This is a genomic window from Brachybacterium sp. GCM10030268 (assembly GCF_042666305.1).
GTDB lineage: Bacteria > Actinomycetota > Actinomycetes > Actinomycetales > Dermabacteraceae > Brachybacterium.
Map to the genome: position 1 here is coordinate 37,084 of NZ_JBHTCW010000008.1, position 24,721 is coordinate 61,804.

The 24,721-nt window shown below is 71.7% G+C and carries 22 protein-coding genes and 1 tRNA gene; 17 read left to right on the plus strand and 6 right to left on the minus strand.

What is annotated here, in order from left to right:
* Positions 1-12: 12 nt before the first annotated feature.
* Positions 13-1,890, plus strand: coding sequence for a 2-succinyl-5-enolpyruvyl-6-hydroxy-3-cyclohexene-1-carboxylic-acid synthase (gene menD / locus ACFQRD_RS11910; protein ID WP_377804339.1), 1,878 nt, complete (start codon positions 13-15; stop codon positions 1,888-1,890).
* Complete coding sequence (locus tag ACFQRD_RS11915; protein ID WP_377804341.1) at positions 1,887-3,425, plus strand: trypsin-like peptidase domain-containing protein; 1,539 nt, start codon at positions 1,887-1,889, stop codon at positions 3,423-3,425. The genes menD and ACFQRD_RS11915 overlap by 4 nt, the downstream gene beginning before the upstream one ends.
* A 64-nt stretch (positions 3,426-3,489) precedes the next feature.
* Here ACFQRD_RS11915 and ACFQRD_RS11920 read toward each other — a convergent pair whose 3' ends face one another.
* A complete protein-coding gene (locus ACFQRD_RS11920; protein ID WP_377018144.1) occupies positions 3,490-4,803 on the minus strand; it encodes an isochorismate synthase MenF in 1,314 nt (437 codons plus the stop codon).
* Positions 4,804-4,979: 176 nt separating this feature from the next.
* On the opposite strand from ACFQRD_RS11920, the gene ACFQRD_RS11925 reads away from it, so the two are divergent.
* Positions 4,980-6,578, plus strand: coding sequence for a DUF6350 family protein (locus ACFQRD_RS11925; RefSeq protein WP_377804343.1), 1,599 nt, complete (start codon positions 4,980-4,982; stop codon positions 6,576-6,578).
* Here the strand turns inward: ACFQRD_RS11925 and ACFQRD_RS11930 are convergent.
* Entirely contained in the window at positions 6,556-6,981 is a 426-nt protein-coding gene (locus tag ACFQRD_RS11930; protein ID WP_377018142.1) for a hypothetical protein, read from the minus strand. The two genes, ACFQRD_RS11925 and ACFQRD_RS11930, sit on opposite strands and share 23 nt — an antisense overlap.
* 155 nt (positions 6,982-7,136) lie before the next feature.
* On the opposite strand from ACFQRD_RS11930, the gene purN reads away from it, so the two are divergent.
* The 3 genes from purN (at position 7,137) to ppk2 (ending at position 10,610) form a co-directional block, all read left to right on the plus strand.
* Complete coding sequence (purN, locus tag ACFQRD_RS11935) at positions 7,137-7,709, plus strand: phosphoribosylglycinamide formyltransferase (RefSeq protein WP_377018141.1); 573 nt, start codon at positions 7,137-7,139, stop codon at positions 7,707-7,709.
* Positions 7,710-7,873: 164 nt separating this feature from the next.
* Complete coding sequence (purH, locus tag ACFQRD_RS11940; RefSeq protein WP_377018140.1) at positions 7,874-9,553, plus strand: bifunctional phosphoribosylaminoimidazolecarboxamide formyltransferase/IMP cyclohydrolase; 1,680 nt, start codon at positions 7,874-7,876, stop codon at positions 9,551-9,553.
* 151 nt (positions 9,554-9,704) lie between these two features.
* The gene (gene ppk2 / locus ACFQRD_RS11945) at positions 9,705-10,610 is read left to right on the plus strand and encodes a polyphosphate kinase 2 (RefSeq protein WP_377018139.1); all 906 of its coding nucleotides are present in this window, start codon (positions 9,705-9,707) and stop codon (positions 10,608-10,610) included.
* A 24-nt stretch (positions 10,611-10,634) separates the two neighbouring features.
* Here the strand turns inward: ppk2 and ACFQRD_RS11950 are convergent, their stop codons facing one another.
* A complete protein-coding gene (locus ACFQRD_RS11950) occupies positions 10,635-12,146 on the minus strand; it encodes an aspartate ammonia-lyase (RefSeq protein ID WP_377018138.1) in 1,512 nt (503 codons plus the stop codon).
* Between the two features lie 265 nt (positions 12,147-12,411).
* On the opposite strand from ACFQRD_RS11950, the gene ACFQRD_RS11955 reads away from it, so the two are divergent.
* On the plus strand, positions 12,412-12,702 hold the full coding sequence (locus tag ACFQRD_RS11955; RefSeq protein ID WP_377018137.1) for a DUF3017 domain-containing protein: 291 nt from the start codon (positions 12,412-12,414) through the stop codon (positions 12,700-12,702).
* 134 nt (positions 12,703-12,836) lie between these two features.
* On the opposite strand, the gene ACFQRD_RS11960 is transcribed toward ACFQRD_RS11955, so the two are convergent.
* A complete protein-coding gene (locus tag ACFQRD_RS11960) occupies positions 12,837-13,448 on the minus strand; it encodes a carbonic anhydrase (protein WP_377018136.1) in 612 nt (203 codons plus the stop codon).
* A 39-nt stretch (positions 13,449-13,487) separates the two neighbouring features.
* Here ACFQRD_RS11960 and ACFQRD_RS11965 point away from each other — a divergent pair, with 39 nt between their 5' ends.
* The 3 genes from ACFQRD_RS11965 to galK all read left to right on the plus strand — a co-directional run bounded on the left by ACFQRD_RS11965 (position 13,488) and on the right by galK (position 17,530).
* Positions 13,488-14,993 carry a threonine/serine exporter ThrE family protein gene (locus ACFQRD_RS11965; RefSeq protein ID WP_377018135.1) on the plus strand — a complete coding sequence of 502 codons (1,506 nt, stop codon included), beginning with the start codon at positions 13,488-13,490 and terminating at the stop codon, positions 14,991-14,993.
* On the plus strand, positions 14,990-16,081 hold the full coding sequence (locus ACFQRD_RS11970; protein ID WP_377020016.1) for a lactonase family protein: 1,092 nt from the start codon (positions 14,990-14,992) through the stop codon (positions 16,079-16,081). The genes ACFQRD_RS11965 and ACFQRD_RS11970 overlap by 4 nt, the downstream gene beginning before the upstream one ends.
* A 150-nt stretch (positions 16,082-16,231) precedes the next feature.
* The gene (gene galK / locus ACFQRD_RS11975) at positions 16,232-17,530 is read left to right on the plus strand and encodes a galactokinase (protein ID WP_377020015.1); all 1,299 of its coding nucleotides are present in this window, start codon (positions 16,232-16,234) and stop codon (positions 17,528-17,530) included.
* Between the two features lie 201 nt (positions 17,531-17,731).
* On the opposite strand, the gene ACFQRD_RS11980 is transcribed toward galK, so the two are convergent.
* Positions 17,732-18,811, minus strand: coding sequence for an adenosine deaminase (locus ACFQRD_RS11980; RefSeq protein ID WP_377020014.1), 1,080 nt, complete (start codon positions 18,809-18,811; stop codon positions 17,732-17,734).
* Positions 18,808-20,043 (minus strand): pyridoxal phosphate-dependent aminotransferase, encoded by a 1,236-nt coding sequence (locus tag ACFQRD_RS11985; RefSeq protein ID WP_377020013.1) that lies wholly within the window; start codon positions 20,041-20,043, stop codon positions 18,808-18,810. Before ACFQRD_RS11985 ends, ACFQRD_RS11980 begins: the two co-directional genes overlap by 4 nt.
* A gap of 246 nt (positions 20,044-20,289) precedes the next feature.
* Between ACFQRD_RS11985 and ACFQRD_RS11990 the strand changes: the two genes are divergently transcribed.
* From ACFQRD_RS11990 to rplL, 7 genes are all read left to right on the plus strand, one after another.
* Positions 20,290-20,362 (plus strand) — tRNA-Trp (locus ACFQRD_RS11990).
* A gap of 63 nt (positions 20,363-20,425) precedes the next feature.
* Positions 20,426-20,698 (plus strand): preprotein translocase subunit SecE, encoded by a 273-nt coding sequence (gene secE / locus ACFQRD_RS11995; RefSeq protein ID WP_377020012.1) that lies wholly within the window; start codon positions 20,426-20,428, stop codon positions 20,696-20,698.
* A gap of 75 nt (positions 20,699-20,773) precedes the next feature.
* Positions 20,774-21,682 (plus strand): transcription termination/antitermination protein NusG, encoded by a 909-nt coding sequence (nusG, locus tag ACFQRD_RS12000; protein ID WP_377020011.1) that lies wholly within the window; start codon positions 20,774-20,776, stop codon positions 21,680-21,682.
* Positions 21,683-21,871: 189 nt separating this feature from the next.
* Positions 21,872-22,303: a 50S ribosomal protein L11 gene (gene rplK, locus ACFQRD_RS12005; protein ID WP_377020010.1), complete on the plus strand. Its 432-nt coding sequence runs from the start codon at positions 21,872-21,874 to the stop codon at positions 22,301-22,303.
* Between the two features lie 4 nt (positions 22,304-22,307).
* On the plus strand, positions 22,308-23,027 hold the full coding sequence (gene rplA, locus ACFQRD_RS12010) for a 50S ribosomal protein L1 (RefSeq protein ID WP_377020009.1): 720 nt from the start codon (positions 22,308-22,310) through the stop codon (positions 23,025-23,027).
* Positions 23,028-23,491: 464 nt separating this feature from the next.
* Positions 23,492-24,007: a 50S ribosomal protein L10 gene (rplJ, locus tag ACFQRD_RS12015; protein ID WP_377020008.1), complete on the plus strand. Its 516-nt coding sequence runs from the start codon at positions 23,492-23,494 to the stop codon at positions 24,005-24,007.
* Between the two features lie 145 nt (positions 24,008-24,152).
* Positions 24,153-24,539, plus strand: coding sequence for a 50S ribosomal protein L7/L12 (gene rplL / locus ACFQRD_RS12020; protein ID WP_377020007.1), 387 nt, complete (start codon positions 24,153-24,155; stop codon positions 24,537-24,539).
* The last annotated feature ends 182 nt before the right edge of the window (positions 24,540-24,721 follow it).

A 24,721-nucleotide genomic window follows, 5' to 3' on the forward strand; every position in this document is an offset into this window, starting at 1 on the left:
TACTCTGGCAGCATGCACCAGACCGCCCTTCCCGCGCCGCCCTCGTCGATCAGCGCACCCCGTCCCGCAGGATCCGGCGCGGTCGAGGAAGCGGTCGCGATCTGGGATGCGCTGGCAGCGCTCGGCGTCCGGGACGCCGTCCTCGCCCCGGGCTCGCGCTCCGCCCCGCTCGTCTATGGGCTCTGCGAGCCTCGTCCGGCCGCAGAGATCCGCTCTCACGTGCGTATCGACGAGCGTGCCGCCGCCTTCACCGCCCTGGGGCTCTCGCGCCACGACCGCGCGCATCCGGCGGTCGTGGCCACCACCTCCGGCACCGCGACGGCGCACCTGCTGGCGGCCGTGATGGAATCCCACCACTCGCGCGTGCCGCTGCTGGTGCTGACCGCGGATCGACCCGCCGAGCTGCGCGACGTCGGCGCGAACCAGACCACGCGGCAGGCGGGCATGTTCCGCTCGCTGGTGCGCTTCGACGCCGATCTGCCCGCCCCCACGGCCACCGGCGCCACGCCGGCCGAACTGCGCACCGCCGTCTCGGTGGCCGCCCGCGCGTTCGCCGTCGCGACGGGCGAGCATCCCGGCCCGGTCCACCTCAACCTCGGGTTCCGCGACCCTCTCGTACCCCGGGCCCCTGCCGCCGACATCCCCGCGGGGGAGCGCGAGCGGATCGTGCTCACCCACCGCCCGGCGCCCGTGCCGCCGCCGGCGCATCCCGTGCCGGTCAGCGCGCGCACCGTCGTCGTCGCCGGTGACGCCGGCGCGGCTGCGCGCGGATTCGCCGAGCGCCACCACCTGCCGCTGCTGGCCGAACCCAGCTCCGGCGCGCGCGGCGGCGCGACGCTCGTACCCGGCTACCCCGCACTGCTCGCGGAGATCATGGCCGACCCGGACCACCCGCTGCGGCCGGAGCGGGCCATCGTGTTCGGGCACCCGACCCTCTCGCGGCCCGTGATCGGCCAGCTGCTCGGCGCCGAGGACGTCGAGGTGATCGTGGTCGACCAGCATCCCGACTGGGCCGACGCCGCACGCCGTGCTCGCCTCGTCGTCCCCGCGGCCGCGGGGGAGGACCCGGCCCTGGCCGGCAGCATCCGATCCGGCACCGGGACTGGCGCTGGGACTGGCGTTGGCACCGGCACCGGCACCGGCACCGGCACCGGCACCGGCGAGGACGAGCAGCAGGACCGGTCCGGGAACCAGCAGGACCGCCGCGAGATCGCGGCGCGCCAGGAGCGCCTGGAGGCGTGGCGCCGCGCCGCCGCGGACCGCACGGCGCAGCTGACGGCTGCCTGGCAGCAGCGGGCCGCCCTCGCCGTCTGGAACGCGACCGGTGAGGACGACCTGCTCGTGCTCGGCTCCTCGAGCCTGATCCGCGACCTCGAGCAGCACGCGGGCGCCACCGCAGGGCGCATCATCGCCAACCGCGGTCTGGCCGGGATCGACGGCACCCTCTCGATGGCCGGCGGCATCGCCCTGGCCCTTCGCGGCTCCGGCGACGTGCCGGGGGCGGGAACCGAGGCCGGGGCCGCACCGGGCCGGGTGCGGGTGCTGGCCGGCGACCTCACGGCTCTGCACGACCTCACCGGGCTGGTCATCGGTCCCCACGAGCAGACCCCCGACCTCGATGTGATCGTCGTCGACGACGGGGGTGGCCGGATCTTCTCCGGCCTCGAGCACGCCGCCGCCCCTCCCGAGCTGCTGCGGCGGTTCTTCACCACTCCGCACGGCGTGGACATCGCCGGCGCCGTGACTGCTCTGGGCGCCGCCGTGCAGCGCGTGGACGCGGACAGCCTGCCCGCAGCACTGGCACAGTCGGGATCCGGGCTACGGGCGTTCCTCGTCCAGGAAGGGTCCAGCTCGCAATCGTCGAATTCGGCAGCAGAGGTGGTCCCATGAATGACATGAAGGACGAGCGCGAACCGTACGAGAACCACGACGACGCCGCGTCGACCCCCGACCATGCCGCCCCGTTCTTCGGGTACGGGGGCCCGGGGGACCCGAACCTTCCCGGCGGGTACCGCGGCGCCCAGGACACTCCGCCGACCGAGCAGTTCGAGCCGACCCCGGACCACGCCGGGTCCGGGCCCGGCGACGACTCCGCGTACCCACCGGCAGCGGAGGACGCAGCCGCGTGGGGTCCCGCGGCCGGCACGTACTCCGACCCCTTCGCCTCCCCGGCCTCATCCGCTCCGGCCGCGACCCCGGCGGCCGGCTCGGCTCCGGCCGCGACCCCGGCGGCCGGCTCGGCTCCGTCCGCGGTCCCGCCGGCCGGCTCGGCTCCGTCCGCGGTCCCGCCGGCCGGCTCGGCACCACGGCGACGCGGCCCCGGCTGGGGCGGGGTGACGGCGCTGGTGGCACTGGGGATGCTGTTCTCCAGCGGCGCGACCCTCGGCGGCGTCGTCGCCTACGACGAGTTCATCGATCCGGAGGCGCCGGCGACGGAGCAGTCGACCCCGTCTCCTGGCACGACGGCCAGCCCCACCGCGGTGTCCTCCACCGAGGATCCGGACTGGACGGCGGTCGCCGATCAGGTCGCGCCGAGCGCCGTCGCGATCCAGGTCTCCTCGGGGGCCGGGACCAGCCAGGGCACCGGCGTGATCCTCGACGAGCAGGGGGCGATCCTGACCAACAACCACGTCGTCACCGACGCGGAGTCCGCGCAGGTGACCACCAGCGACGGCCTGTCCTACTCCGCCTCCGTCGTCGGCACCGACCCCACCACGGACCTCGCGGTGATCCGCCTGGACTCCCCGCCGGAGGGTCTCCAGCCGGCCACCTTCGCCGATTCCTCGACCGTCACGGTGGGTCAGTCGGTGATGGCCTTCGGGACTCCCTTGGGACTGGAGAACACGGTGACCACCGGCATCGTCTCGGCGCTGGATCGGCCGGTCACGGCCTCGGGGGACGAGACGGACGGCTCCGACGCCACGTACACCTCCGCGATCCAGACCGACGCGGCCATCAACCCCGGCAACTCCGGGGGCCCGCTCGTGGACGCCGCCGGCCAGGTGATCGGCATCAACACCGCCATCGCCGGGATCCCCAACGCCTCCGGTCAGGCCGGAAGCATCGGCCTCGGCTTCGCGATCCCCTCGAACACGGCCGCGATGATCGCCGGTCAGCTCCAGGCCGACGGCACGGCCGACCACGCGTACGTCGGTGTGACCAGCACCGACGGGGCGCAGACCGTCGGCGATGTCACCCACCGGGGCGCAGAGGTGGTCAGTGTCGAGCCCGGGAGCCCTGCGGAGCAGGCCGGGCTGCAGGAGGGTGATCTGATCACCGCGGTGGACGAGACGCCCGTGGGCAGCGCAGCCGCCCTGACCGGGGTGGTGCGCGGACTGCCGGTGGACTCCGAGCACACGCTGACCGTGGTCCGCGACCAGGACGTCCAGGAACTCCAGATCACGCTGGGCCAGGCACCCTCCTGAGCGCTGCCTCCTGAGCATTCACTCCTGAGCCGGGCCGCGAGTCCCCGGCTGCGCCCCGGTCAGGTCAGGCGCGCCCGGCAGGATCCTGAGTCGGCTCGCCGCGCAGAGCGCGCAGCATCGGGCGGCACTTGGCGAGGACCTCAGCGTGTTCCGAGACCGGATCCGAGGCGGCCACCAGCCCGCCGCCCGCGTGCAGTCGTGCCGTGTGCTCATCGACCAGATGGGCCATCCGCAGCGCGATCGCCCACTGTCCATCGCCGTGGGCGTCCATCCACCCCACGGGTGCCGCATATCCGCCGCGGTCGTGCGTCTCCAGACGGGAGATGATCTCGTCGGCCGCGTCCCGGGGCGTGCCCGAGACAGCCGCCGAGGGGTGCAGCCGGGAGGCGACATCCAGGCTCGTCACGCCCTCGAGCAGCCTCGCGGAGACGTCGGAGGCCAGATGCTCCAGCCCCGGCAGACGCAGCACGAACGGCTCCGAGGAGACCTCGATGTCCTCGGCCAGGCCGGCGAGACGCTCGACCACGGACTCCGCGGCGAACGCGTGCTCGGAGAGCTCCTTGGCGTCGGCGCGGAAGGCACGACGGTCGGCCTCGTCCAGCTCGCCGTTGTCGGCCACCGGCCGGGTGCCCGCGAGCACGCGGGAGAAGACCCGGCCGTGCTCGGTCTGGGCGAGCATCTCCGGGCTCGCCCCGACCACGTCGTCCAGGTGGTACACCCAGGTGCTGGGATAGTCGCGGGCCAGTCGCGTCAGCAGCACCGCCGGCTCGATCGGGGTCCCGGAACGAACCGTCGTGCGCTCGGACAGCACGACCTTCGCGGCCCCGCCCTGCCGGATCTCCTCGACGGCGTCGCGGACCAGCCACTGGTACTCGTCCGGCGTGTGCTCCGCCTCCACCTCGAGGGCTCCCGGCGTCGCGGACACGACGGGGGAGGAGGGGAACAGATCCCGCCAGGAGGCCGGCATGAGCGGGTCCTCGTCGACCCCGACCACGGTCAGGAACGACTCCCCGTCATGGACCCCCAGCACGGCCCGCGGCACCATCAGCACGGACGACCTCGCCGAGGAATCCGCGTAGGAGAAGCTGCCCAGTGCGAGCAGCCCGCTGGTACGGGTGCGCACCTCATCATCGACGCGGGCACGGGCGGCGACCGCTCGGAAGGCGGCGCTGGCGGCGGCGAAGCGATGCGGGCCGGCCGTGCGCACCGACCATGCCGAGCCGAGCGCGACCATGCCCTGACCGTGCCGCAGCCATGCCGCACTGACCCCGACCGGGATATGGCCCAGCAGGTCGACCGGCTCCTCGATGCGGACTGTGCGGGCGGAGAGCGTCACCGGTTCGGCGGCGGCCTCAGGGCTGGGATTCGGGGCGGACATCCGTGTCATTATGCGGCACCCGCCGCGCCCCGCGCCGTGACCTGTGTCCCCTCCCCGGATGCACGGCCCGGCCGCGCCGAGGTGCGACTATGGACCGGCGACCCCGACCTCGGGGTGCCGGCCCCGGAGCCCCCTCGGCTCCGCTTCCCCGTCGTGACCCGCCCAAGGAGCATCCCGTGAGCAGCAACGGCGACAGCATCGCGACGCCCGTGGCCCGTGGCGCGATCGCCGCGATCCTCTCCCTCGGGACGGCGCTCGCCGTGGTGGTGGTCCCTGCGCTGGCCGCCCAGGTCGCCGGCACCCGGTCCTCCGCGACCGTGCTGGACGCGGTGATCATCGCTCTGAACCTGCTGGTCCTCGGCCACGGCGGCGGGATCGTGCTGAGCACAGGGGTCGTCGAGGGCGCCGTCACCCTGACCCCGTTCGGGCTGCTCATCGTGCTGCTGGCGATCTCGTTGCTGGGCATGCGCCGGGTAGGACGGGCCCTGCGGCTGGTCCGCGACGACGGCGTGCTGCGCGCCCGCGCCCTGCGCGACGCCGGCGGGGCGCTGGGCTCCTATGCGTTCGTCTACGCCGTCGGGCTGGCGGTGCTGGCCGGGATCGGGCGCAGCGCCGAGGCCAGCCCCGTGGTGACCTCGGCGCTGGTCTCCGGCGCGATGATCGCCGTCCTCGGCGGCCTGGCCGGGGTGCTGTTCTCCCTGCGCCGTGACGCCACCTCGACGGTTCCCGGGGTGCGCGTGCTCGACCTCCTGCCCAGCCCGTACGGCGACATCGCCCGGGCCGCGCTGATCGCCGTGGTGGGCCTGCTCGGGCTCGGGATGCTGGTGACCGTGGTGATGCTGCTGGTCTCCCTGCCCGCGCAGTCCTCGCTGTTCGAGTCCCTCTCGCCCGGGATCGTCGGTGGCATCGTGCTGACCCTGATCCAGCTCGCACTGCTGCCGCTGCTGGCTCTGTGGGCGCTGGTGGTCGTCGCCGGCGGCACCATCGGTGTGGGCACCTCGACGGGGATCTCGCTGGCCGGCGCCGAGACCGGCGTGATGCCGGCGCTGCCCATGCTGGGTGCGCTGCCGGGCCCCGGGGACTTCCCCGGCTGGATGTGGGCGCTGCTGGTCCTTCCCGCGATCCCCGTCGCGGCCGGCGCCGTCAACCTCGTCGGCAACGTCGCGGACCTCGAGCTGCGCGACCGCGTCACCGCCTGGATCGCCTACCCCGCGTCGGTGATCCTCGCGGTGCTGCTGCTGGCGGGCCTGTCCACCGGTGGCATCGGAGACGGCCGCCTCGTCCACCTGGGCCCGCAGATGGACAGCCTGGTGCTCCCGCTGACGGGCATCGTGGCGGTCTCCACCGCTGTGGTGCTGGTGGTGATGGCCACCCCGCTGATCGACTGGTCCCGCGCCCTGGTCGCCGCGCTGCGCGAGAAGGTGGAAGGCGCCGAGAAGGCCGAGCGCTCGGAGACGACCCACCTTCGGGGACGCACCGCCCAGAACGACGCGCACCGGCACACCCCGTCGCAGAACGGGTCCGACACGCAACGGGACGTGCCGGAGTCGGAGCCCGGCCCGCGCACCGGCGGGGCCGGCGCTGGCGACGACGACCCGAGCGATGGACAGAGCGAGGCCGACGCTGACGGCGGTGCCGGCGAGGCACCGGGCTCGGCCGACGGACGAAGCGCGACCGACGGAGCGAGCGAGGCCGACGGACGAAGCGCGACCGGCGAAGGGGCCGAGGGCGAGGCCGAGGGCGCCTTCGGTCTCAGCCGCCCAGAAGACCGCTGAGCCATTCGGCCATCGAGTCCTGCGCCTCGACATCGCACTGCGACTGCGCCTGCTCGGTGATCGCCGTCGCGCGGCACTCCTGGATCTCCGCCATCGGCCCGTAGAACAGCAGCGAGAGCAGCGAGCCGGTGATGATCATCAGCGTGGCCGGCACGCCGATCACGGCCGCCATGATCGCCATGCCGCGGCGCCCCTCCCGGAAGGACTGCACGACCAGCAGGATCAGCAGCACCAGCGCGGCCAGGCCCGCCACCCCGGCGAACAGGGAGAACGGCAGGGGAGCGAGCGTCAGCAGCCAGGACGCCAGCAGCGCGAGCGTCAGCCCGCCCAGCAGACGACGGTGCCGCGCCGACCCCCTGCCGCCCGACGCCGTGCCCCGATCGCTGTTCTGTTCGCTGCTCATCGGTCCCATTGTGCCCGCTTCGCCGGGACTGATCCTGATCAGCCCAGCCCAGCCCAGCCCCTCGCCGCAGATCGAGCCGGACAGGCCTCGGCCGGATGGGCGTGGAGCGTCGCGGTCGGTGCCCGCATTACGCTGACCCGGTGATGCGACATCCGGTGACCCGAACCCCCGTGGCCGTCCTCATCTCCGGCACCGGCTCCAATCTCGCCGCCCTGCTGCGCGCCGCCCAGGACCAGGACTGCCCGTACACCGTGGTCGGCGTCATCGCCGATCGCGACGCCTCCGGCCTCGAGCACGCCCGCGCCGAGGGGATCCCCACCGAGGTGGTGCGGCTCGGCGACCATCCGGACCGTCCGGCGTGGGATCAGGCCCTCGCGCGCGCCATGGCCCGCCTGGACCCGCAGCTGGTCGTGCTGGCGGGATTCATGAAACTCGTCGGCCCCCCGCTGCTGGAGGCCTACGGCGGACGCATCATCAACACCCACCCGGCCCTGCTCCCGTCCTTCCCCGGCGCCCACGGCGTCCGCGACGCCCTCGCCCACGGGGTGAAGGTCACCGGCGTCAGCGTCATCGAGGTGGACGCCGGTGTCGACACCGGCCGCATCCTCGCCCAGGCCCCGGTCGAGGTGCTGGACACGGACACGGAGGAGTCCCTCCACGAGCGCATCAAGCGTGCCGAGCAGCCGCTCCTGGTCGACGTCGTGCGGCGGCTGACCGCCGCGTCCTGACCCGGGCCGACTGATCCTGACCGAGCCGGGCACCGCCCGCGAGGTCCGGATACAGTGGCCTCACACGACTGGCGAAGGTGGGAGACCACCGGGGAGTGACGTCTGTGGGCATCGACCGCCTGGGTGCCCGCGGCAAGGAACAGATCCGAACAGGAGCACGCCACGTGAACACCGCTGCACGCCGCCCGATTCGCCGCGCCCTCATCTCCGTCTTCGACAAGACGGGCATCACCGAGCTCGCCCGCACCCTGGCCGATAACGGCGCCGAGATCGTCTCCACCGGCTCCACCGCCGCCACCATCCGCGAGGCCGGCACCCCGGTCACCGACGTCGAGACCGTCACCGGGTTCCCGGAGATGCTCGACGGACGCGTGAAGACCCTCCATCCCCGCGTCCACGCCGGGATCCTCGCCGACCAGCGGCTCGATTCGCACCGCGAACAGCTCAGCACCCACGAGATCGAGGCCTTCGACCTGGTCGTGGTGAACCTCTACCCCTTCAGCGAGACCGTCGCCGCCGGCGGCAGCTTCGAGGAGATCATCGAGAAGATCGACATCGGCGGGCCGTCCATGGTGCGCGGGGCCGCCAAGAACTTCGCCTCCCTCGCCGTGGTCGTCGATCCCCAGGACTACTCCCGGGCCGCCGACGCCGCCGCAGCGGGCGGGTTCACCCAGGCCGAGCGCCAGGAGCTGGCGACCATCGCGTTCACCCGCACTGCCGAGTACGACGAGGCCATCAGCGACTGGATGCTGAGCCGGCTCACCGAGGATGCCGACGAGGGCCAGGGCGCCGGCCCCGGCCGCGCGAGCGAGGACGAGGCCGACGGGCCCAGCGGCTCCGCCGCCTTCGTGCTGGACATGGCCGACGAGGAGGCCGCCGCCTCCGGCTTCCGCACCCTGCGCTACGGCGAGAACCCCCACCAGCGCGCCCGCGTCGCCGTCATCGACGACGACCAGCCCGGTATCGCCGGCGCCGAGCAGCTCGGCGGCAAGGAGATGAGCTACAACAACTACGTCGATGCGGACGCCGCCGTGCGCGCCGCCTTCGACCATGAGCGCCCGTGCGTGGCCGTGGTCAAGCACAACAACCCCTGCGGCATCGCCGTCACGGCCGAGGGCGAGGACATCGCCGGCGCCCATCGGCGTGCCCATGGCACCGACCCGGTCTCCGCCTACGGCGGCGTCATCGCCACCAACCGTCCGGTCACCCTCGCCATGGCCCAGCAGGTCAAGCCCGTCTTCACCGAGGTCATCCTGGCCCCGGCCTACGACGACGAGGCGCTCGACCTGCTGCGCACCAAGAAGAACCTCCGCATCCTCCGGCTCCAGGGCGCCTACCAGCGGCCCGTCGAGATCCATGAGATCTGGGGCGGCTCCCTGGTCCAGGATGCCGACCGCCTCGACGCGGAGGGCGATGATCCCGGCAACTGGACCCTCGCCGCCGGGGAGGCCGCCGACGAGGCCACCCTCGCCGACCTCGCCTTCGCCTGGCGCTCCGTGCGCGCGGTGAAGTCCAACGCCATCCTGCTGGCCGCTGACGGCGCGGCCGTCGGCATCGGGATGGGCCAGGTCAACCGCCTGGACTCCTGCCGCCTGGCTGTCACCCGTGCCAACACGCTCGGCGAGCACGCCGAGGGCGAGGCCGCCCCGGAGCGCGCCCGCGGCGCCGTGGCGGCCTCGGACGCGTTCTTCCCCTTCGCCGACGGCGCCCAGATCCTGCTTGACGCGGGGGTGAAGGCGATCGTCCAGCCCGGCGGCTCCATCCGCGACGAGGACGTGATCGAGGCCTGCCGCGCCGCCGGCGCCACGCTCTATCTCACCGGGACCCGCCACTTCGCCCACTGAGGCCCACGACCGCGTCCGAGCCCCTGCCCTCGGCAGCTCTTGCCTGCGCACATCCGCCCGTCGCGCCGGTGGGTCGTCCCGGTTTGTTCACCGCTCGGTCACGATGGAGACCTAGGGTGGGGTGCATAGACCAGCGACCGAAGGAGCGACCGTGAGGATCCCGGACAACCAGAGCCTGCGCGAGTACATCGAACATCTGCGCGAGGAGGGGTACACGGTCGCGGACGGGCACACCCCCGACCCCGACCTGATCGACCCCCAGGGCAACCCCGTCTACACCTGGCAGGAGGGGTACCCGTACGACACGCGCATGGACCGCGACGAGTACGAGCTCGAGAAGTACCGCCTCCAGGTGGAGCTGCTGAAGTACCAGTACTGGCTGGAGGACAACGACCAGAAGGCCATCATCATCTTCGAGGGGCGGGACGCGGCCGGCAAGGGCGGCACCATCAAGCGCTTCACCGAGCACCTCAACCCCCGCACCGCCCGCGTCGTCGCGCTGAACAAGCCCAGCGACCGCGAGCGCGGCCAGTGGTACTTCCAGCGCTACGTCCAGCACCTGCCCACCGAGGGCGAGATCGTGCTGTTCGACCGCTCCTGGTACAACCGCGCCGGTGTGGAGCGCGTGATGGGCTTCGCCACCCCGGAGCAGTACGAGACCTTCATGAACCAGGTGCCCTACTTCGAGCGCATGCTCGTCGACTCCGGTATCCACCTCACCAAGTTCTGGTTCTCGGTCTCGCAGAAGGAGCAGCGCACCCGCTTCGCGATCCGCCAGCTGGACCCGGTGCGCCGCTGGAAGCTGTCCCCGATGGACCTCGAGTCCCTGGACCGCTGGGAGGCCTACACCCAGGCCAAGGAGGAGATGTTCCGCCGGACGGACAAGAAGTACGCGCCGTGGACGATCATCCGCTCCAACGACAAGAAGCGTGCGCGCCTGAACGCGATGCGCTACTTCCTCTCCCAGTTCGAGTACGAGGACAAGGACCACGAAGTCGTCGGGAAGCCGGATCCGAAGCTGGTGATGCGCGGCAAGATGGAAGAGGCCGACGAGTGAGCTGAGCGCCGCCTCTGCCCGGGGTCAGTCGCCGCTGGACTCCGTGGGCAGGCGGGTGATCTCCCCGGAATCCAGCTTCGCGTTCTCCGGCGCGGGGAACGTGCCGGTGGAGGTGGCCCGCACCGGGGCGGTCATCGAGGCGGGGGAGAGCAGGCTCTGCAGGCGGCGCTCGTCGACCAGGCCGCGCTCCAGGACGAGATCGGCGACCGGGCGTCCCGTCTCCAGCGCGGTGGCGGCCACGTCCGTCGCGGCGGCGTAGCCGATCACCGGGACCAGGGCCGTGATCACTCCGATCGAGCGTCGCAGGTAGCTGTCCAGGACGTGCTCGTTCAGGGTGATCCCCGCGATGCAGCGATCGGCCAGGGTGTTCATGGCACGGATCATGATGCGCGTGGACTCGAGGATGTTGAAGCAGATCACGGGCTCGAACGCGTTCAGCTGGAGCTGCCCGCCCTCGGCCGCGAAGGTCACCGTGAGGTCGTTGCCGATCACCTCGAAGGCGACCTGGTTGACGACCTCGGGAATCACCGGATTCACCTTGCCCGGCATGATCGAGCTGCCCGGCTGCACGGCCGGCAGGATGATCTCCGCCAGGCCCGCCCGCGGCCCCGAGGACAGCAGCCGCAGGTCGTTGCAGATCTTGGAGATCTTCACCGCGATCCGCTTGAGGACCCCCGAGAACGTCACGAAGGCGCCGGTGTCGCTGGTGGCCTCGACCAGGTCCGCGGAGACGGTGAAGGGCACACCGGTGAGCTCAGCGAGCTCCTGCGTGGCCAACTGGGCGTAGCCCGGATCGGAGGTGATGCCGGTCCCGATCGCGGTCGCGCCGAGGTTGATCTCCTGGAAGAGGGTCGCGGTGCGGGTGAGGCGCTCGACGTCCTCGGCGATCGTCGTCGCCCAGCCGTTGAACTCCTGGCCGACCGTCATCGGCACGGCGTCCTGCATCTGGGTGCGGCCCACCTTCAGCACCGAGGAGAATTCCTCGCCCTTGGAGCGCAGCGTCCCGATCAGCGAGTCCATCGCATCCGCCAGCGCGGGGAAGGACAGCATCATCGCCAGACGCACCGCGGTGGGGTACACGTCGTTGGTGGACTGGCCGAGGTTGACGTGATTGTTGGGGTGCAGCCGGTCGTACTCGCCCCGCTGCCGGCCCAGGATCTCCAGCGCCCGGTTGGCGATGACCTCGTTGGCGTTCATGTTGGTGCTGGTACCCGCACCGCCCTGGATCATGTCCACGACGAAATGCTCGTGCAGGGCACCGTCGACGATCTCCGCGCAGGCCTGCTCGATGGCGGCGGCCCGCTCGTCATCGAGCGCCCCGAGCTGGTTGTTCGCGCGGGCCGCGGCCCGCTTGACCTGGGCCAGCGCCTCGATCAGACGGGGGAAGTGACTCAGCGGAACGCCGGTGATGTGGAAGTTCTCCCGCGCCCGCAGGGTCTGGATGCCGTAATAGGCGTCGGCCGGCACATCGCGGTCGCCGAGCAGGTCGTGCTCGCTCCGCGTGCCGGCGTGCTGCGTGGTACCGGGGACGGTCATCGCGGAATCCTCCAGATCGGGCGGACGGCCGACGGCAGTGCCGGCCCCGGCCAGGGTAACCAGCCGCGGCGACTGCCGCGGGCGTATCGAGGCCGTCTCGACGTCGTCGAGCAGTCGGGCAGTCACGTCGTCGAGCAGTCGGCCCCTCGGCCCCTCGGGCAGTCGGGCAGTCGGGCAGTCGGGCAGTCGGGCCGTCGCCCCGCCGGGCCGCCGGCCGATCAGACAGGCAGGCGCGCGGCCGGCGCGTCGGCCGTAGCATGGAGCCGTGCGTGCCGACCGATCCCCGTTCACCCTGCGTGCCGCTTTCCGTCGGCAGGCGGTACTGACGCTCGCCCTGTGCGCGCTCGCCGGGATCCTGGTCGTGGGCACGACGGTATCGACCCCGTGGGCGGGCGCCCTGCTCGCGGCGCTGCTGGGAGTGCTTGCACTGCTGCGCGCTGTGCTGCCGGTGCGCACCGTCGGCGCCCTGGCGGTGCGTTCGCGCGCGCTGGATGTGAGCGTGCTGGCCCTGCTGGCGATCGGGATCGGCGTGCTCTCGAGCGCACCGAATCTCTGACCCGGGTCGGCTCATCGCCGACGCGGGTCGGTCCCGCCGGCTCTCCGGGGGCCAGTCCGGTCGGCTCCCCGGCGGGTCAGCCCCTCGGCTCTCTCGGGGCCGGCCTCGTCGGCTCCGACGGGCTCTGACGCGGGTCAGTCCCGTTCCGGGTGCGCCGTCAGCAGGCGGATGCGGCCGTCGACCAGACCGTAGACCGCGCCGGCGACGGCCAGGCGTCCCTCCTCGTGTGCGCTGCGCACCAGGTCGGAGGAGGCCAGCAGGTCCTCGATCGTGCCGATCACGTGATGGTCCACGCCGTCGGCTGCGGAGCCGTCAGGGTCGAGGTGGCCGCGCACGCCCTCGACCAGCGCGGGCATCGCCCCGGGCAGCTCGCGGCCGTCGGCCAGGTACTGCTGGGCGGCACCGACCGCGCCGCAGGACTCGTGGCCCAGCACCATCGCCGCGGAGACGCCGAGCTGCTCGACGGCGAACTCGATGGAGGCCTGCACCGAGCGGTCCAGCACGTGCCCCGCGGTGCGGACCACGAAGAGGTCTCCGAAGCCCTGGTCGAGGAGGAACTCGACGGTCACCCGGGAATCGGAGCAGGCGAGGACCACGGCGAACGGCTGCTGTCCGCGGGCGAGCGCGCGGCGGTGCTCATCGCTCTGATGAGGGCGCTGCGAACGTCCTTCGGAGAACCGCGTGTTGCCCTCCAGGAGGGCCTCCAGCGCACCGTGAGGAGTATGACGATCGTGGGGGTCGGGCATGGTGTTTTCCACGGCGCCCAGTGTGGCACGATCAGAGCTGTGCCCACCGATTCCGCACGTCTGCATGCCGTATTCGACCTCGCCATGAGGATCGGCGAGGGCCTGCTCACGAACGGGGCCGCGGCCTCGGAGGTCACGGCCACCGTGCTGCGGGTCACCAGCTCCTCCGGCTACCGCAACGTCTCGGTCCAGGTCACTTTCGACGAGGTCACGATCTCCTACCTCGCCGACGAGTCCTCGGCCCCGTTCACCCGGGTCCGCTCGGCGGGCGCCCGGGTCCAGGACTTCGCACGGCTGGCCGCGTTCGAGGACATCACCCACGACTACATCTCCGGTGAGCTGCCGCTGGAGGAAGCCCGCCGCCGGGCCGAGGCGATTCCCCGCGAGGCCCCGGCGTACAAGCTGCCCCTGGTGGTCTCCGGCTTCGCGGTGATGGGCGGATCGGCCGCGCTGAGCTTCGGTGCCGGGGTGCTCGTGGTCGTCGCGGCGACCTTCACCGCCGGGCTGCTGATCGCGGCGGGGGAGTACCTTGCCCGGCTGCACATCCCCCCGTTCTACGGGCAGGCGCTCGGGGGCTTCCTCGGGGTCAGCGCCGCCGTGCTCGTGAACCTGATCGACCCCACCGTGAACTCCTCGATCGTGGTGGTCTCCTGCATCATCGTCCAGCTGGCCGGACTCTCCTCGATCGGCGCGGTCCAGGACGCCGTCACCGGCTGGTACGTCACCGCCGCCGGCCGCATCCTGGAGACGCTGATGATGACCGTGGGCGTCGTGGCCGGGGTGCGCGGCGGCATGCTGCTGGCCGACATGATCGAAGCCGACATCTCGGTCAGCGCCGCCCTGCCGCTCTCTCTGACCACCACCCTCGTCGTCGTCATCTCCGGGATCGGGATGGGTCTGGGCTACGGGGTGGGCACCCAGGTGCCGTGGCGCATGCTGCCCTGGATCTCGCTGGTCGCCGCAGGCTCGGCCAGCATCTCGCACCTGGTCAAGAGCCTCACCCCGGAGGGCGTGTACGCCGTGGCCATCGCAGCCTTCGTCTCCGGTGTCGCCTCGGTCGTCCTCGGTGATCGACTGCGGGCCCCGGGCCTGCTGTTCGTGATGGGCGGGGTCATCCCTCTGGTCCCCGGCAGTCGAATCTACGCGGGCCTGCTCGGGCTCAGCGGGGACATGTCCACCGGAGCGGCCGAGCTGTTCGCCGCCGCCGAGATCGCCGTGGGGATCGCCTCGGGGGCCGTGCTCGGGCAGATGCTGGCCTCCCGCGCGCTGCCCTACTTCCGGCGCAGCGGCATCGCCTACACCCCGAGCATCTCCTCGCCGTTCACCACCCTGCGCCGTCGTCGCCTGACGCTCGGTTCGCGACGCTTCCGCAGGCGCCGCGGGGCGCAGGTGGTCGAACCGTCTACGATGACGGGCGAGATGACAGCGCTGTCTCCCGCGATGTTCGAGGACCTCGAAGATCCCGGGGTCCCGGAGGAGAGCGGGGGCCCGGAGGATCCGCCGGAGAACCACGGGCGGCGCACCGACACCGAGGAGACCCCATGAGCATCCCCGCACTGATCGCCGTCGGCTGCTACTCCCGGAGCGGCACCGGCCGGGGCCCCGGTCTCGAACTGCTCCGGCTGACGACCGAGGGAACCGGCGTCCCCGGCGGAGCGGACGGTGCCCCGGCGCTGACGGTCGAACGCGGGGCGAGTGTGGAGCTGCCGGATCCGTCCTTCGTGCTGTGGAGCCCGGACGGGACGCTCCTGTATGCGGTGCTCGAGACCGATCCGGCCCGCGTGGTGGCGGTGCGCGTAGGGCAGGACGGCCGCAGCGCCGACGTCGTCGCTGATCATCGGCTGGCGGCCGCCGGTGGCTGCCACCTGGCCTTCGGGCGCTCCCCGTCGACCCTGCTGGTGGCCGGCTACGGCTCCGGCACCGTCGAGACCGTGCGCCTGGACGCCGAGGGCCTGCCCGTCGAGTCGGTCGACCGCGATGACCACCATTCCCTGGCCGACGGCGGCCGGCCGCACCCCCACCAGGTGGTGGCGCTTCCCGGCACCGACCTCCTGGCCGTTCCGGATCTCGGCCTGGACCGGGTGTTCCTCTATCGCCAGGACTCCACCGGAGAGGTCGACCTGGCGGGCGAGATCCCCCTGCCGCGCGGCAGCGGCCCGCGCCACCTCGCGCCCGACCATGAGTCCGAGCAGCTGCACATCTCGTGCGAGCGCTCCGGCATGATCGCGACCGCGGTGCGACGGGACGTCCCGGCCGAACGCCCCGGCGCGTCGGCTCCGCAGGGTGCGACGCGCGAGTGGAGCGTGCGCTCGAGCACCGCCGCCAGCGGCCGGGAGGGTGACAACGCGCTCTCGCACGTGGAGCTGTCGGCCGACGAGTCCGTGCTGCTGGTCGCCAATCGCGGGCCGGACACCGTCTCCGCGCTGTCGCTGGCCCAGATGCGGCCGCAGCTCGTCTCGGAGATCGAAGTCGGGGCGCACCCGCGCCACTTCACCCGGCTCGGCGACCTGGTGCTGGTCGCTGCCCAGGAGAGCGACCGCATCGACGTGCTGCGCCTGGAGCGGGACGAGCTCTCCGTGGCCGGGGACCCGATCCCCGCGCCGTCGGTGGCCTGCCTCGCGCTCAGGCCCTGACAGCGGCCGCGGCCGCTGCTCACGCGCGTGAACCTCACGCGCTGACGAGGGCCGCCGACGCCCCGGGGGTTACACTTTCGGTCGCCGTGCCGGGGCCTACCGCGCGGTATGGCCAGTGCCCCGGCCCTCAAGAGTTCCGGAAGGAAGACGATGACCTCTGCCGCAGACGCCGGCACCGCCGAGACCCTGACCGAGGGCGCCCGATCCGTCGGCGCCCGAGCGGCGGACTCCACGGCCGACGGATCCGCCGCGGTCGTGCTGTCCGCCGCCCCCGATCGCACCGAGGCCGCCGAGCGGGCGGAGTCGCTGTTCCTCGAGTCCTTCGGATACCAGCCCGACGGGGTCTGGTCGGCGCCCGGACGCGTGAACATCATCGGCGAGCATGTCGACTACCAGGACGGGCTGTGCCTGCCGATGGCGATCTCGCACCGCTGCTACGCGGCGGCCGCCCGGACGCCCACCGACCGGGTGCGCCTGCGCTCCGCTCAGGACGATCGGGTGCTCGATATCGACGCGCGCGACCTCGAGCCGGGAGCGATCGACGGCTGGCCGGCGTACGTCGCCGGCGTGCTGTGGGCCCTGCGGCCCTACATCTCCGGGGCCACCACCCAGGGCATGGATGTGATGATCGACGGCCAGGTGCCGCTCGGTGCGGGACTGTCCAGTTCCGCCGCGCTCGAATGCGCTGCGGCGGAGGCCATCGAGGCGCTGCTGAGCCTGGGGACCGGTCCGCTGGATCGGGTCAAGGCCGCCATCACCGCCGAGACCTCCTTCGCCGGGGCGTCCACGGGCGGGCTGGATCAGTCCGCCGCGGTGCTCTCCCATGCCGGCCACGCCCTGTTCCTGGACTGCCGTGACTTCTCCACCCGGGCCGTGCCGTGGGACCTCGCCCAGCAGGGCCTCGCGCTGCTGATCACCGACACCCGCGCGGAGCACTCCCATGTCGATGGCGAGTACACCGCGCGCCGCGCGGACAGTGAGCGCGCCGCCGAGGCCCTGGGGGTGGCGACCCTGCGTGAGGCCGATGCCGGTCGGCTCGAAGAGCTGCTGCCGCGCATCGAGGACGAGGTGGTCCGTCGCCGTGCCCGCCACTCCATCACCGAGATCCAGCGGGTCAAGGACTTCGACGCACTGCTCGCCTCCGGCACCGTGCGCGAGAACGTGGCCGAGCTGGGCCGGCTGCTGAATGCCTCCCACGATTCCCTCCGTGAGGACTATGAGGTCACCGTCGCCCAGCTCGATGTCGCGGTCGACGCGGCGCGTGCGGCCGGTGCCCACGGCGCCCGCATGACCGGCGGCGGTTTCGGAGGGTCGACGATCGCCCTGGTCGAGGCCGACGAGGCCCAGAGCGTGGCCGAGGCGATCGCGGCAGCGTTCGCCGAGCGCGGGTTCACCGCCCCGGAGTTCTTCCTGGCCCTGCCGTCCGAGGGCGCCGGCCAGGACCGCTGAGCTCTCCGGGGCCGGCCAGGGCCGCTGAGCTCCCCGGGGCCGGCGGCGCCCGTCTCCCTGCGGGTCCATTGCTCCCCGCGGGCCCATCCCGGTTCTTTCTCCGGGCCTATTCCGGCGGCCGGATGGGTTGGGTTCCGATACGTTCCACTCAGCTGGTACGGATCGGAACCCAACTGGGTCGAGGCCTCGGTCGGGTGGAGGTCAGGCCCGGTCGGGCGGGTCGCCTCCCGGCCAGTCACCCTCCGGCCGTACGCCCTCCAGCCAGTCGCGCACGCCGGCCAGGAGCCGCGTGCGGGTCGCGTCGTCCGCGCCCGAGAGCCTGATGGAGGCGGCGGCGAGATCGGCGAGCTCGGGGTCGGAGAGCCCGACGGCCCGGGCGGTCTCGTACTGGTCCAGGAGGCGGGAGCCGAACAGCAGGGGATCGTCGGCCCCGAGGGCGACCTGCGCTCCGGCGTCGACCAGCTGCCGCAGCGGCACATCGCCGGGCTCGGCGACGACACCGAGCGACGCGTTCGAGGCGGGGCAGACCTCCAGGCCGATATCGGCCTCGACGATGCGCTCGAGCAGGCGAGGGTCCTCGGCCGCACGCACCCCGTGGCCGAGACGATCGGGAGCCAGGTGCTCCACCACCTCCTGGACGTGGTCCGGTCCCAGCAGCTCCCCGCCGTGGGGCACCGAGAGCAGCCCGGCTCCGCGGGCGATGCGGAACGCCGGCCCGTACTCCTCGGTGGTGCCGCGGCGCTCGTCGTTGGAGAGGCCGAAACCGATCACTCTGCCCGCGTGACGCGCGGCGAGGCGCGCGAGGGTTCGGGCGTCCATGGGGTGCCGGGTACGGGAGGCGGCGACGATGATCCCGATGCTCACTCCGGTCGCCGCTTCGGACCGCTCCGCCTGGTCCAGCACGATCTCCATCGCCGCGGTGAGCCCACCGACGAACGGCGCGTAGCTGGTGGGATCGACCTGCAGCTCCAGGCGTCCCGAGCCCTCGGCGGCATCGTCCTGCGCCGCCTCGTGGATGATCCGGCGCATGGCGTCCTCGCCGTCGACGACGGCACGGGCCGCGTCGTACTGCCGCTGGAAGCGGAACCAGCCGCGGTGGGTCGGCTCGACCTGCAGTGCCACCTCATCGGTCAGTGACCGAGGCAGCAGGATCCCGCGCTCGCCGGCGAGGTCCCGCAGGGTCGAGGTGCGCATCGACCCCGTGAAGTGCAGGTGCAGATGCGCCTTCGGCAGAGCGGCGAGGTCGCGCGGGGTGCCCTCGTCCGGGCCCGCGGGGCTCACTCGGACAGCAGCGCGGCCAGACGGTCGATGCCCTCGGCGAGGTCGTCGTCGTTCAGTGCGTAGGAGAAGCGCAGGTGGCCGGGGGCCCCGAAGGCCTCGCCGGGAACGGCGGCGACCTCCGCCTCCTCCAGCATCACGGTCGCCAGCTCGGTGGACGTGGTGACCTGCCTGCCACGGATCTCGCGGCCGAGCACGCCGGAGACGTCCGGGAAGGCGTAGAACGCCCCGGTGGGGGTGGGCACGGTGAAGCCCGGCACGGCCGCCAGCTTCTCGACGATGGTGCGGCGGCGACGGTCGAAGGCCTCGCGCATGCGTTCGACGGGCTCCGTCGGCCCGGTCAGTGCGGCGATCGCGGCGCGCTGGGCGATGTTGTTGACGTTGGAGGTCAGGTGGGACTGCAGATTGCCGGCCGCGGCGACGACGTCCCGCGGCCCGACCATCCAGCCCACGCGCCAGCCGGTCATCGCGAAGGATTTCGCCACTCCGCCGAGGATCACGGTGGTCTCGGCGAGTTCGGGGACCGCCGCGAGGATCGAGGTGAAGGCGACGCCCTCGTAGGTGAGGTGCTGGTAGATCTCGTCGGTGATCACCCACAGCCCGTGCTCCAGGGCCCAGGTGCCCAGCTCGCGCAGCTGCTGCTGGGTCATGACCGCGCCGGTCGGGTTCGACGGGGAGCACACGACGATCGCGCGGGTGCGCTCGGTGCGGGCCGCCTCGAGCTGAGCGATCGTGGGCACGTAGCCCTGGTCCGCGCCCGCCAGGACCGGCACGTCCGCGGCCCCGGCCAGGCGGATCGCCTCGGGGTAGGTCGTCCAGTACGGGGCCGGCAGCAGCACCTCGTCGCCCGGGTCCAGCAGCGTTGCGAAGGTCTGGTACACGGCCTGCTTGCCGCCGTTGGTCACGAGGGTCTGGGCCGGCTCGACGGTCAGACCGGTGGAGGCGGAGACGCTCTCGGCCAGGGCCTGCCGCAGCGCCGGCAGGCCGACGGCGGGGGAGTAGCGGTGGTTGACCGGATCCGATGCCGCCTCGATGGCCGCGTCGACGATGTGCCGGGGGGTGGGGAAGTCGGGCTCGCCGGCGCCGAAACCGATGACCGGGCGCCCGGCGGCCTTGAGCTCCTTGGCCTTGGCGTCGACCGCGAGGGTGGCCGACGGGGCGATCGCGCCGACCCGCTGCGAGATGCGGGCGCGCTGAGGAGTGCTGGCAGAGGTGGGGACGTCGTCGGTGATCACCCGCCTATCGTGGCAGAGCTCTCCCCGCGGTGCCAGGTCGCCCGAAGTGTGGATCACCGGCGATGGCGGGCTGCGCGAGTCGGCTCTGCGGCCCGGGCGCAGCGGTGCCGAGCCGTGGGCCGATGTGATCTGGCGCGGGCGGATTCGCACAGGGTCGCCCCGGCTTGTATGCTGATCGCTGGTCAGATTCGTGCCCGTTCTTCGAGGCGGTACGGACCAACCTCACGGGGGACTTTTCCCGCGTGGAGGGCAGTGGCGCAATTGGTAGCGCAGCGGTCTCCAAAACCGCAGGTTGCAGGTTCGAGCCCTGTCTGCCCTGCCGGCCCGGTCGGGTCCGCCCGGCCGGATACGGATGACCTCGAGGAGATCGGACAGTCCAGACGTGAATTCCAGCCAGAACGCCCCGTCGGCGCCCACCAGCGGCGACGCCCAGGGCTCCGGGTCCAGCAACCCGTTCGTGGCAATCGGTCTGTTCATCCGCCAGGTCATCGCGGAGCTCAGGAAGGTCGTCGTCCCGACCCGTAAGGAACTGGTCGTGTACTCGATCACGGTCCTGGTGTTCGTGATCGTGATGATCCTGCTGATCTTCGGCCTCGATGCCGGATTCAGCTGGCTGTCCCGGACTGCGTTCTCGTCTCCCGACGCGGGAGTCTGAGCGGGTCCGCGCCGAGCAGCACGCCGCACCGCGCCCGACCATTCCACAGCCGTCAGGAAGGCAGGTTCCCCGCTGATGAGCGACCAGACCTCATCCCCCGAAGAGTCCTACCAGGACGTCGACGACTCCCTGTCGTTCTCGTCGTCTCCCGAGACCGACGCAGCGCCCCAGGCGGCTGACGCCGAGGCGCAGAGCTCCGAGGCCGAGCTCGCCGAGGATGCCTCTGTGGATCAGCAGGCTCCCACCGAGGAGGGTGAGGACGCCGCGGAGACGGCCGCCGACCCGGACGACGGCGACGCCGAGCCGGCCACCGGTGACGAGGCCGCGGAGTCCGAAGCGCCCCAGGAATCCGAGGACTCCGAGGAATCCGAGCAAGAGGACCCGCTGGTCGAGCTGAAGCGTCATCTGCGCTCCGCTCCCGGCGAGTGGTACGTCGTCCATTCCTACTCCGGCCACGAGAACCGCGTGAAGTCCCAGCTCGCGACGCGTACCGAGACCCAGGACATGGAGGACTACATCTTCGAGGTCCAGGTCCCGATGGAGGACGCGACCGAGGTCAAGAACGGCCAGAAGAAGATCGTCCGCCGGGTGCGGGTGCCCGGGTACGTGCTGGTGCGCATGGACCTGACCACCGAATCGTGGCGTGTGGTCCGCGACACCCCGGGCGTGACCGGCTTCGTCGGCAACGCGACCGACCCGACGCCGCTGAGCTTCGACGAGATCTACTCGCTGCTGGAGCCCTCCGTCGGCCTGCCGGAGAAGAAGCGCTCCTCGGGCGGCACTCCGAGCAAGCCCGCCGCCGCGCAGAAGATGCCCGATTTCCACGTGGGCGAGTCCGTCACCGTCATGGACGGTCCGTTCGAGACCATGCCGGCGACGATCTCCGAGATCCACGCGGAGACCCAGAAGCTCCAGGTGCTCGTGTCCATCTTCGGGCGCGAGACCCCGGTCGAGCTCGGCTTCGATCAGGTCACCAAGATCTGATCGGACCCGTTCGGCGCCGCGGCCTGCGCCGCGGCAGTACGACCAGGATCACCCTTGATCCCGGTCGACGCCGACGCGACGTGCAGGTAGCGTCGCACCGGACCTGACGCCGCCCCCGGCGCGCCCAGGTCCTCGCAGTGGGAGGAGCATGATGAGCTCCGCCCGGACCACGACACAGAGAGAAGAGCAATGGCTCCCAAGAAGAAGATCGCGAGCGTCATCAAGCTCCAGATCCAGGCCGGCCAGGCCACACCTGCGCCGCCCGTGGGTCCCGCGCTCGGCGCTGCCGGCGTGAACATGATGGAGTTCGTCAAGGCGTACAACGATGCGACCGCCGATCAGCGCGGCAACATCATCCCGGTCGAGATCACGGTCTACGAGGATCGCTCGTTCACCTTCATCACGAAGACCCCGCCGGCCGCTGAGCTCATCAAGAAGGCCGCCGGCCTCCAGAAGGGCTCGGCCACTCCGCATACGGACAAGGTCGGCACGATCACCCAGGCTCAGGTCCGCGAGATCGCGGAGACCAAGATGCCTGATCTGAACGCGAACGACATGGATACCGCGGCGAAGATCGTCGCCGGGACCGCTCGTTCCATGGGCATCACGGTGGAGGACTGACGAGATGGTATTCCGTAGCAAGGGTTACAAGGACAGCGCGGCCAAGGTCGAAGCGGGCCGCGAGTACTCGCCGCTGGACGCCCTGCGTCTGGCCCAGAAGACCTCCCCGGCGAAGTTCGACGCGTCCGTCGAGGTCGCCATGCGTCTGGGCGTCGACCCGCGCAAGGCCGATCAGATGGTCCGCGGCACGGTCAACCTGCCCAACGGCACCGGTAAGACCTCCCGCGTCATCGTCTTCGCGACCGGTGCGCAGGCCGACGCGGCCCTCGAGGCCGGGGCCGACGAGGTCGGCGACGACGAGCTCATCGAGAAGGTCGCCGGCGGCTGGACCGACTTCGACTCGGCCGTCGCCACGCCGAACCTGATGGGCAAGGTCGGTCGACTGGGCCGCGTGCTCGGCCCCCGCGGCCTCATGCCGAACCCCAAGACCGGCACGGTCACGATGGACACCGCCAAGGCCGTGTCCGACATCAAGGGCGGCAAGATCGAGTTCCGCACCGACCGTGCAGCGAACCTGCACTACCTGATCGGCAAGGTCTCCTTCACCGATCAGCAGCTGGTCGAGAACTACGTCGCCGCCCTCGATGAGATCCTCCGGCTGAAGCCGTCCTCCTCGAAGGGCCGCTACATCTCGAAGATCACCGTGTCCACCACCATGGGCCCGGGCATCCCGGTCGACGTGAACCGCACGCGCAACCTCCTCGAGGACACCGACGAGGCCTGATCCGGCAGTCTGATCGGGCCTGATCGAGCTCCTGCGAGCTTGTGGCCGGTCGGAGATCAGTCAGTCCGGTCCGGCACGGCCGGCCCGTCGCGCCATAGTTCGGCACCTGGGATTCATGCTCACTCGAGCATGCGTCCCAGGTGCCGAACTGCATTCGTGGGGCGGTGCTGTGAGGCACTTCGCTCCACGCGGGGTAGTGGCTCGCGCCGCGTCCCGGTAGTCTGTAGGCACCGAAGACCGCCGGTCGTCGCCCTCGACCCCGAGAGCGACCGAAGAAATCCCGCACGGGATGGCCTGCGCAGGTGTAGAAGCGACCTCGCACGGTCGTGCCCATCCGGTATGTGCCGGAGCCCTCGCGGCGCGGGCATCACGTGCGAATGAGGCCTCGACACCTGCGTGTCGAGGCCTTTTCCGTGCCTGAGGACGACTTCACCCGTCGGCGAGAGACCTCTGGAAGGAGGGCCATGGCGAATCCCGACAAGGTGGACGCCGTCTCGGAGATCGCGGATCTGTTCCGCGAGTCCGATGCCGCCGTCATCACCGAATATCGCGGGCTCAGCGTGGGGGAGCTCCAGGAGCTCCGCCGCTCACTGGGTTCCGAGACGACGTACGCCGTGGTGAAGAACACGCTCACGGAGATCGCCGCCCGCGAGGCCGGCATCACCGCTCTCGATGGCACGCTCAGCGGTCCGACCGCTATCGCCTTCATCAAGGGTGAGCCGGTGGAGCCTGCGAAGGCTCTGCGTGACTTCGCCAAGACGCACGACAGGCTCGTGATCAAGTCCGGTCTCTTCGAGGGCAAGGCGCTCTCGAAGGAGGACGTCCAGAAGCTCGCGGACCTCGAGTCCCGCGAAGCGATGCTGGCCTCGGCCGCCGGCGCCATGAAGGCGTCGCTGTCCAAGGCTGCCGCAACGTTCGCCGCGCCGCTGTCCAAGACGGCACGCGCCGTGGACGCACTGCGCGCCAAGCAGGAGGCCTGAGGCCCTCGGGCCCCACGCTTCCGCAGTCCGCAGCCTCAGGGCTGCACCCGGAGCCCCTGAGCGGGGCACCGGACCGCAAGACCTGGCGCAGTGCGCCGCCTTACACCGCAGGGACCACGTCCCGCTTACAGGAAGGAACGCCACCATGGCGAAGCTCAGCAACGACGAGCTCATCGAGGCTTTCAAGGAAATGTCCCTCATCGAGCTCTCCGAGTTCGTGAAGCAGTTCGAGGACGTCTTCGACGTCACCGCCGCCGCTCCCGCGGCCGTTGCCGCCCCGGCCGGCGGTGGCGGCGAGGCTGCACCCGCCGAGGAGGAGAAGGACGAGTTCGACGTCATTCTCGATTCGGCCGGGTCCGCCAAGATCGCCGTCATCAAGGAGGTGCGCGCCCTGACCTCCCTCGGTCTGAAGGAGGCCAAGGCGCTCGTCGACGAGGCCCCCAAGCCCATCCTCGAGGGCGTCAAGAAGGACGACGCCGAGGCCGCCAAGGAGAAGCTCGAGGAGGCCGGCGCGACCATCAGCCTCAAGTGATCACCGGCGCTCGCCCTGGCGAGCGCCTGGCTTGAGGGCGGTCTCACCGCCTGCAGACTCGCTCTGCTGCCCGAAGGGCCGTCCCGCTTCCGCGGGGCGGCCCTTCGTCGTGCCTGCGGTCCACGCGCTCACGCGCTGCGTCGGCGCGGCCGCGGAGTGCGACCGTGCGCCCGCGTGGCGCG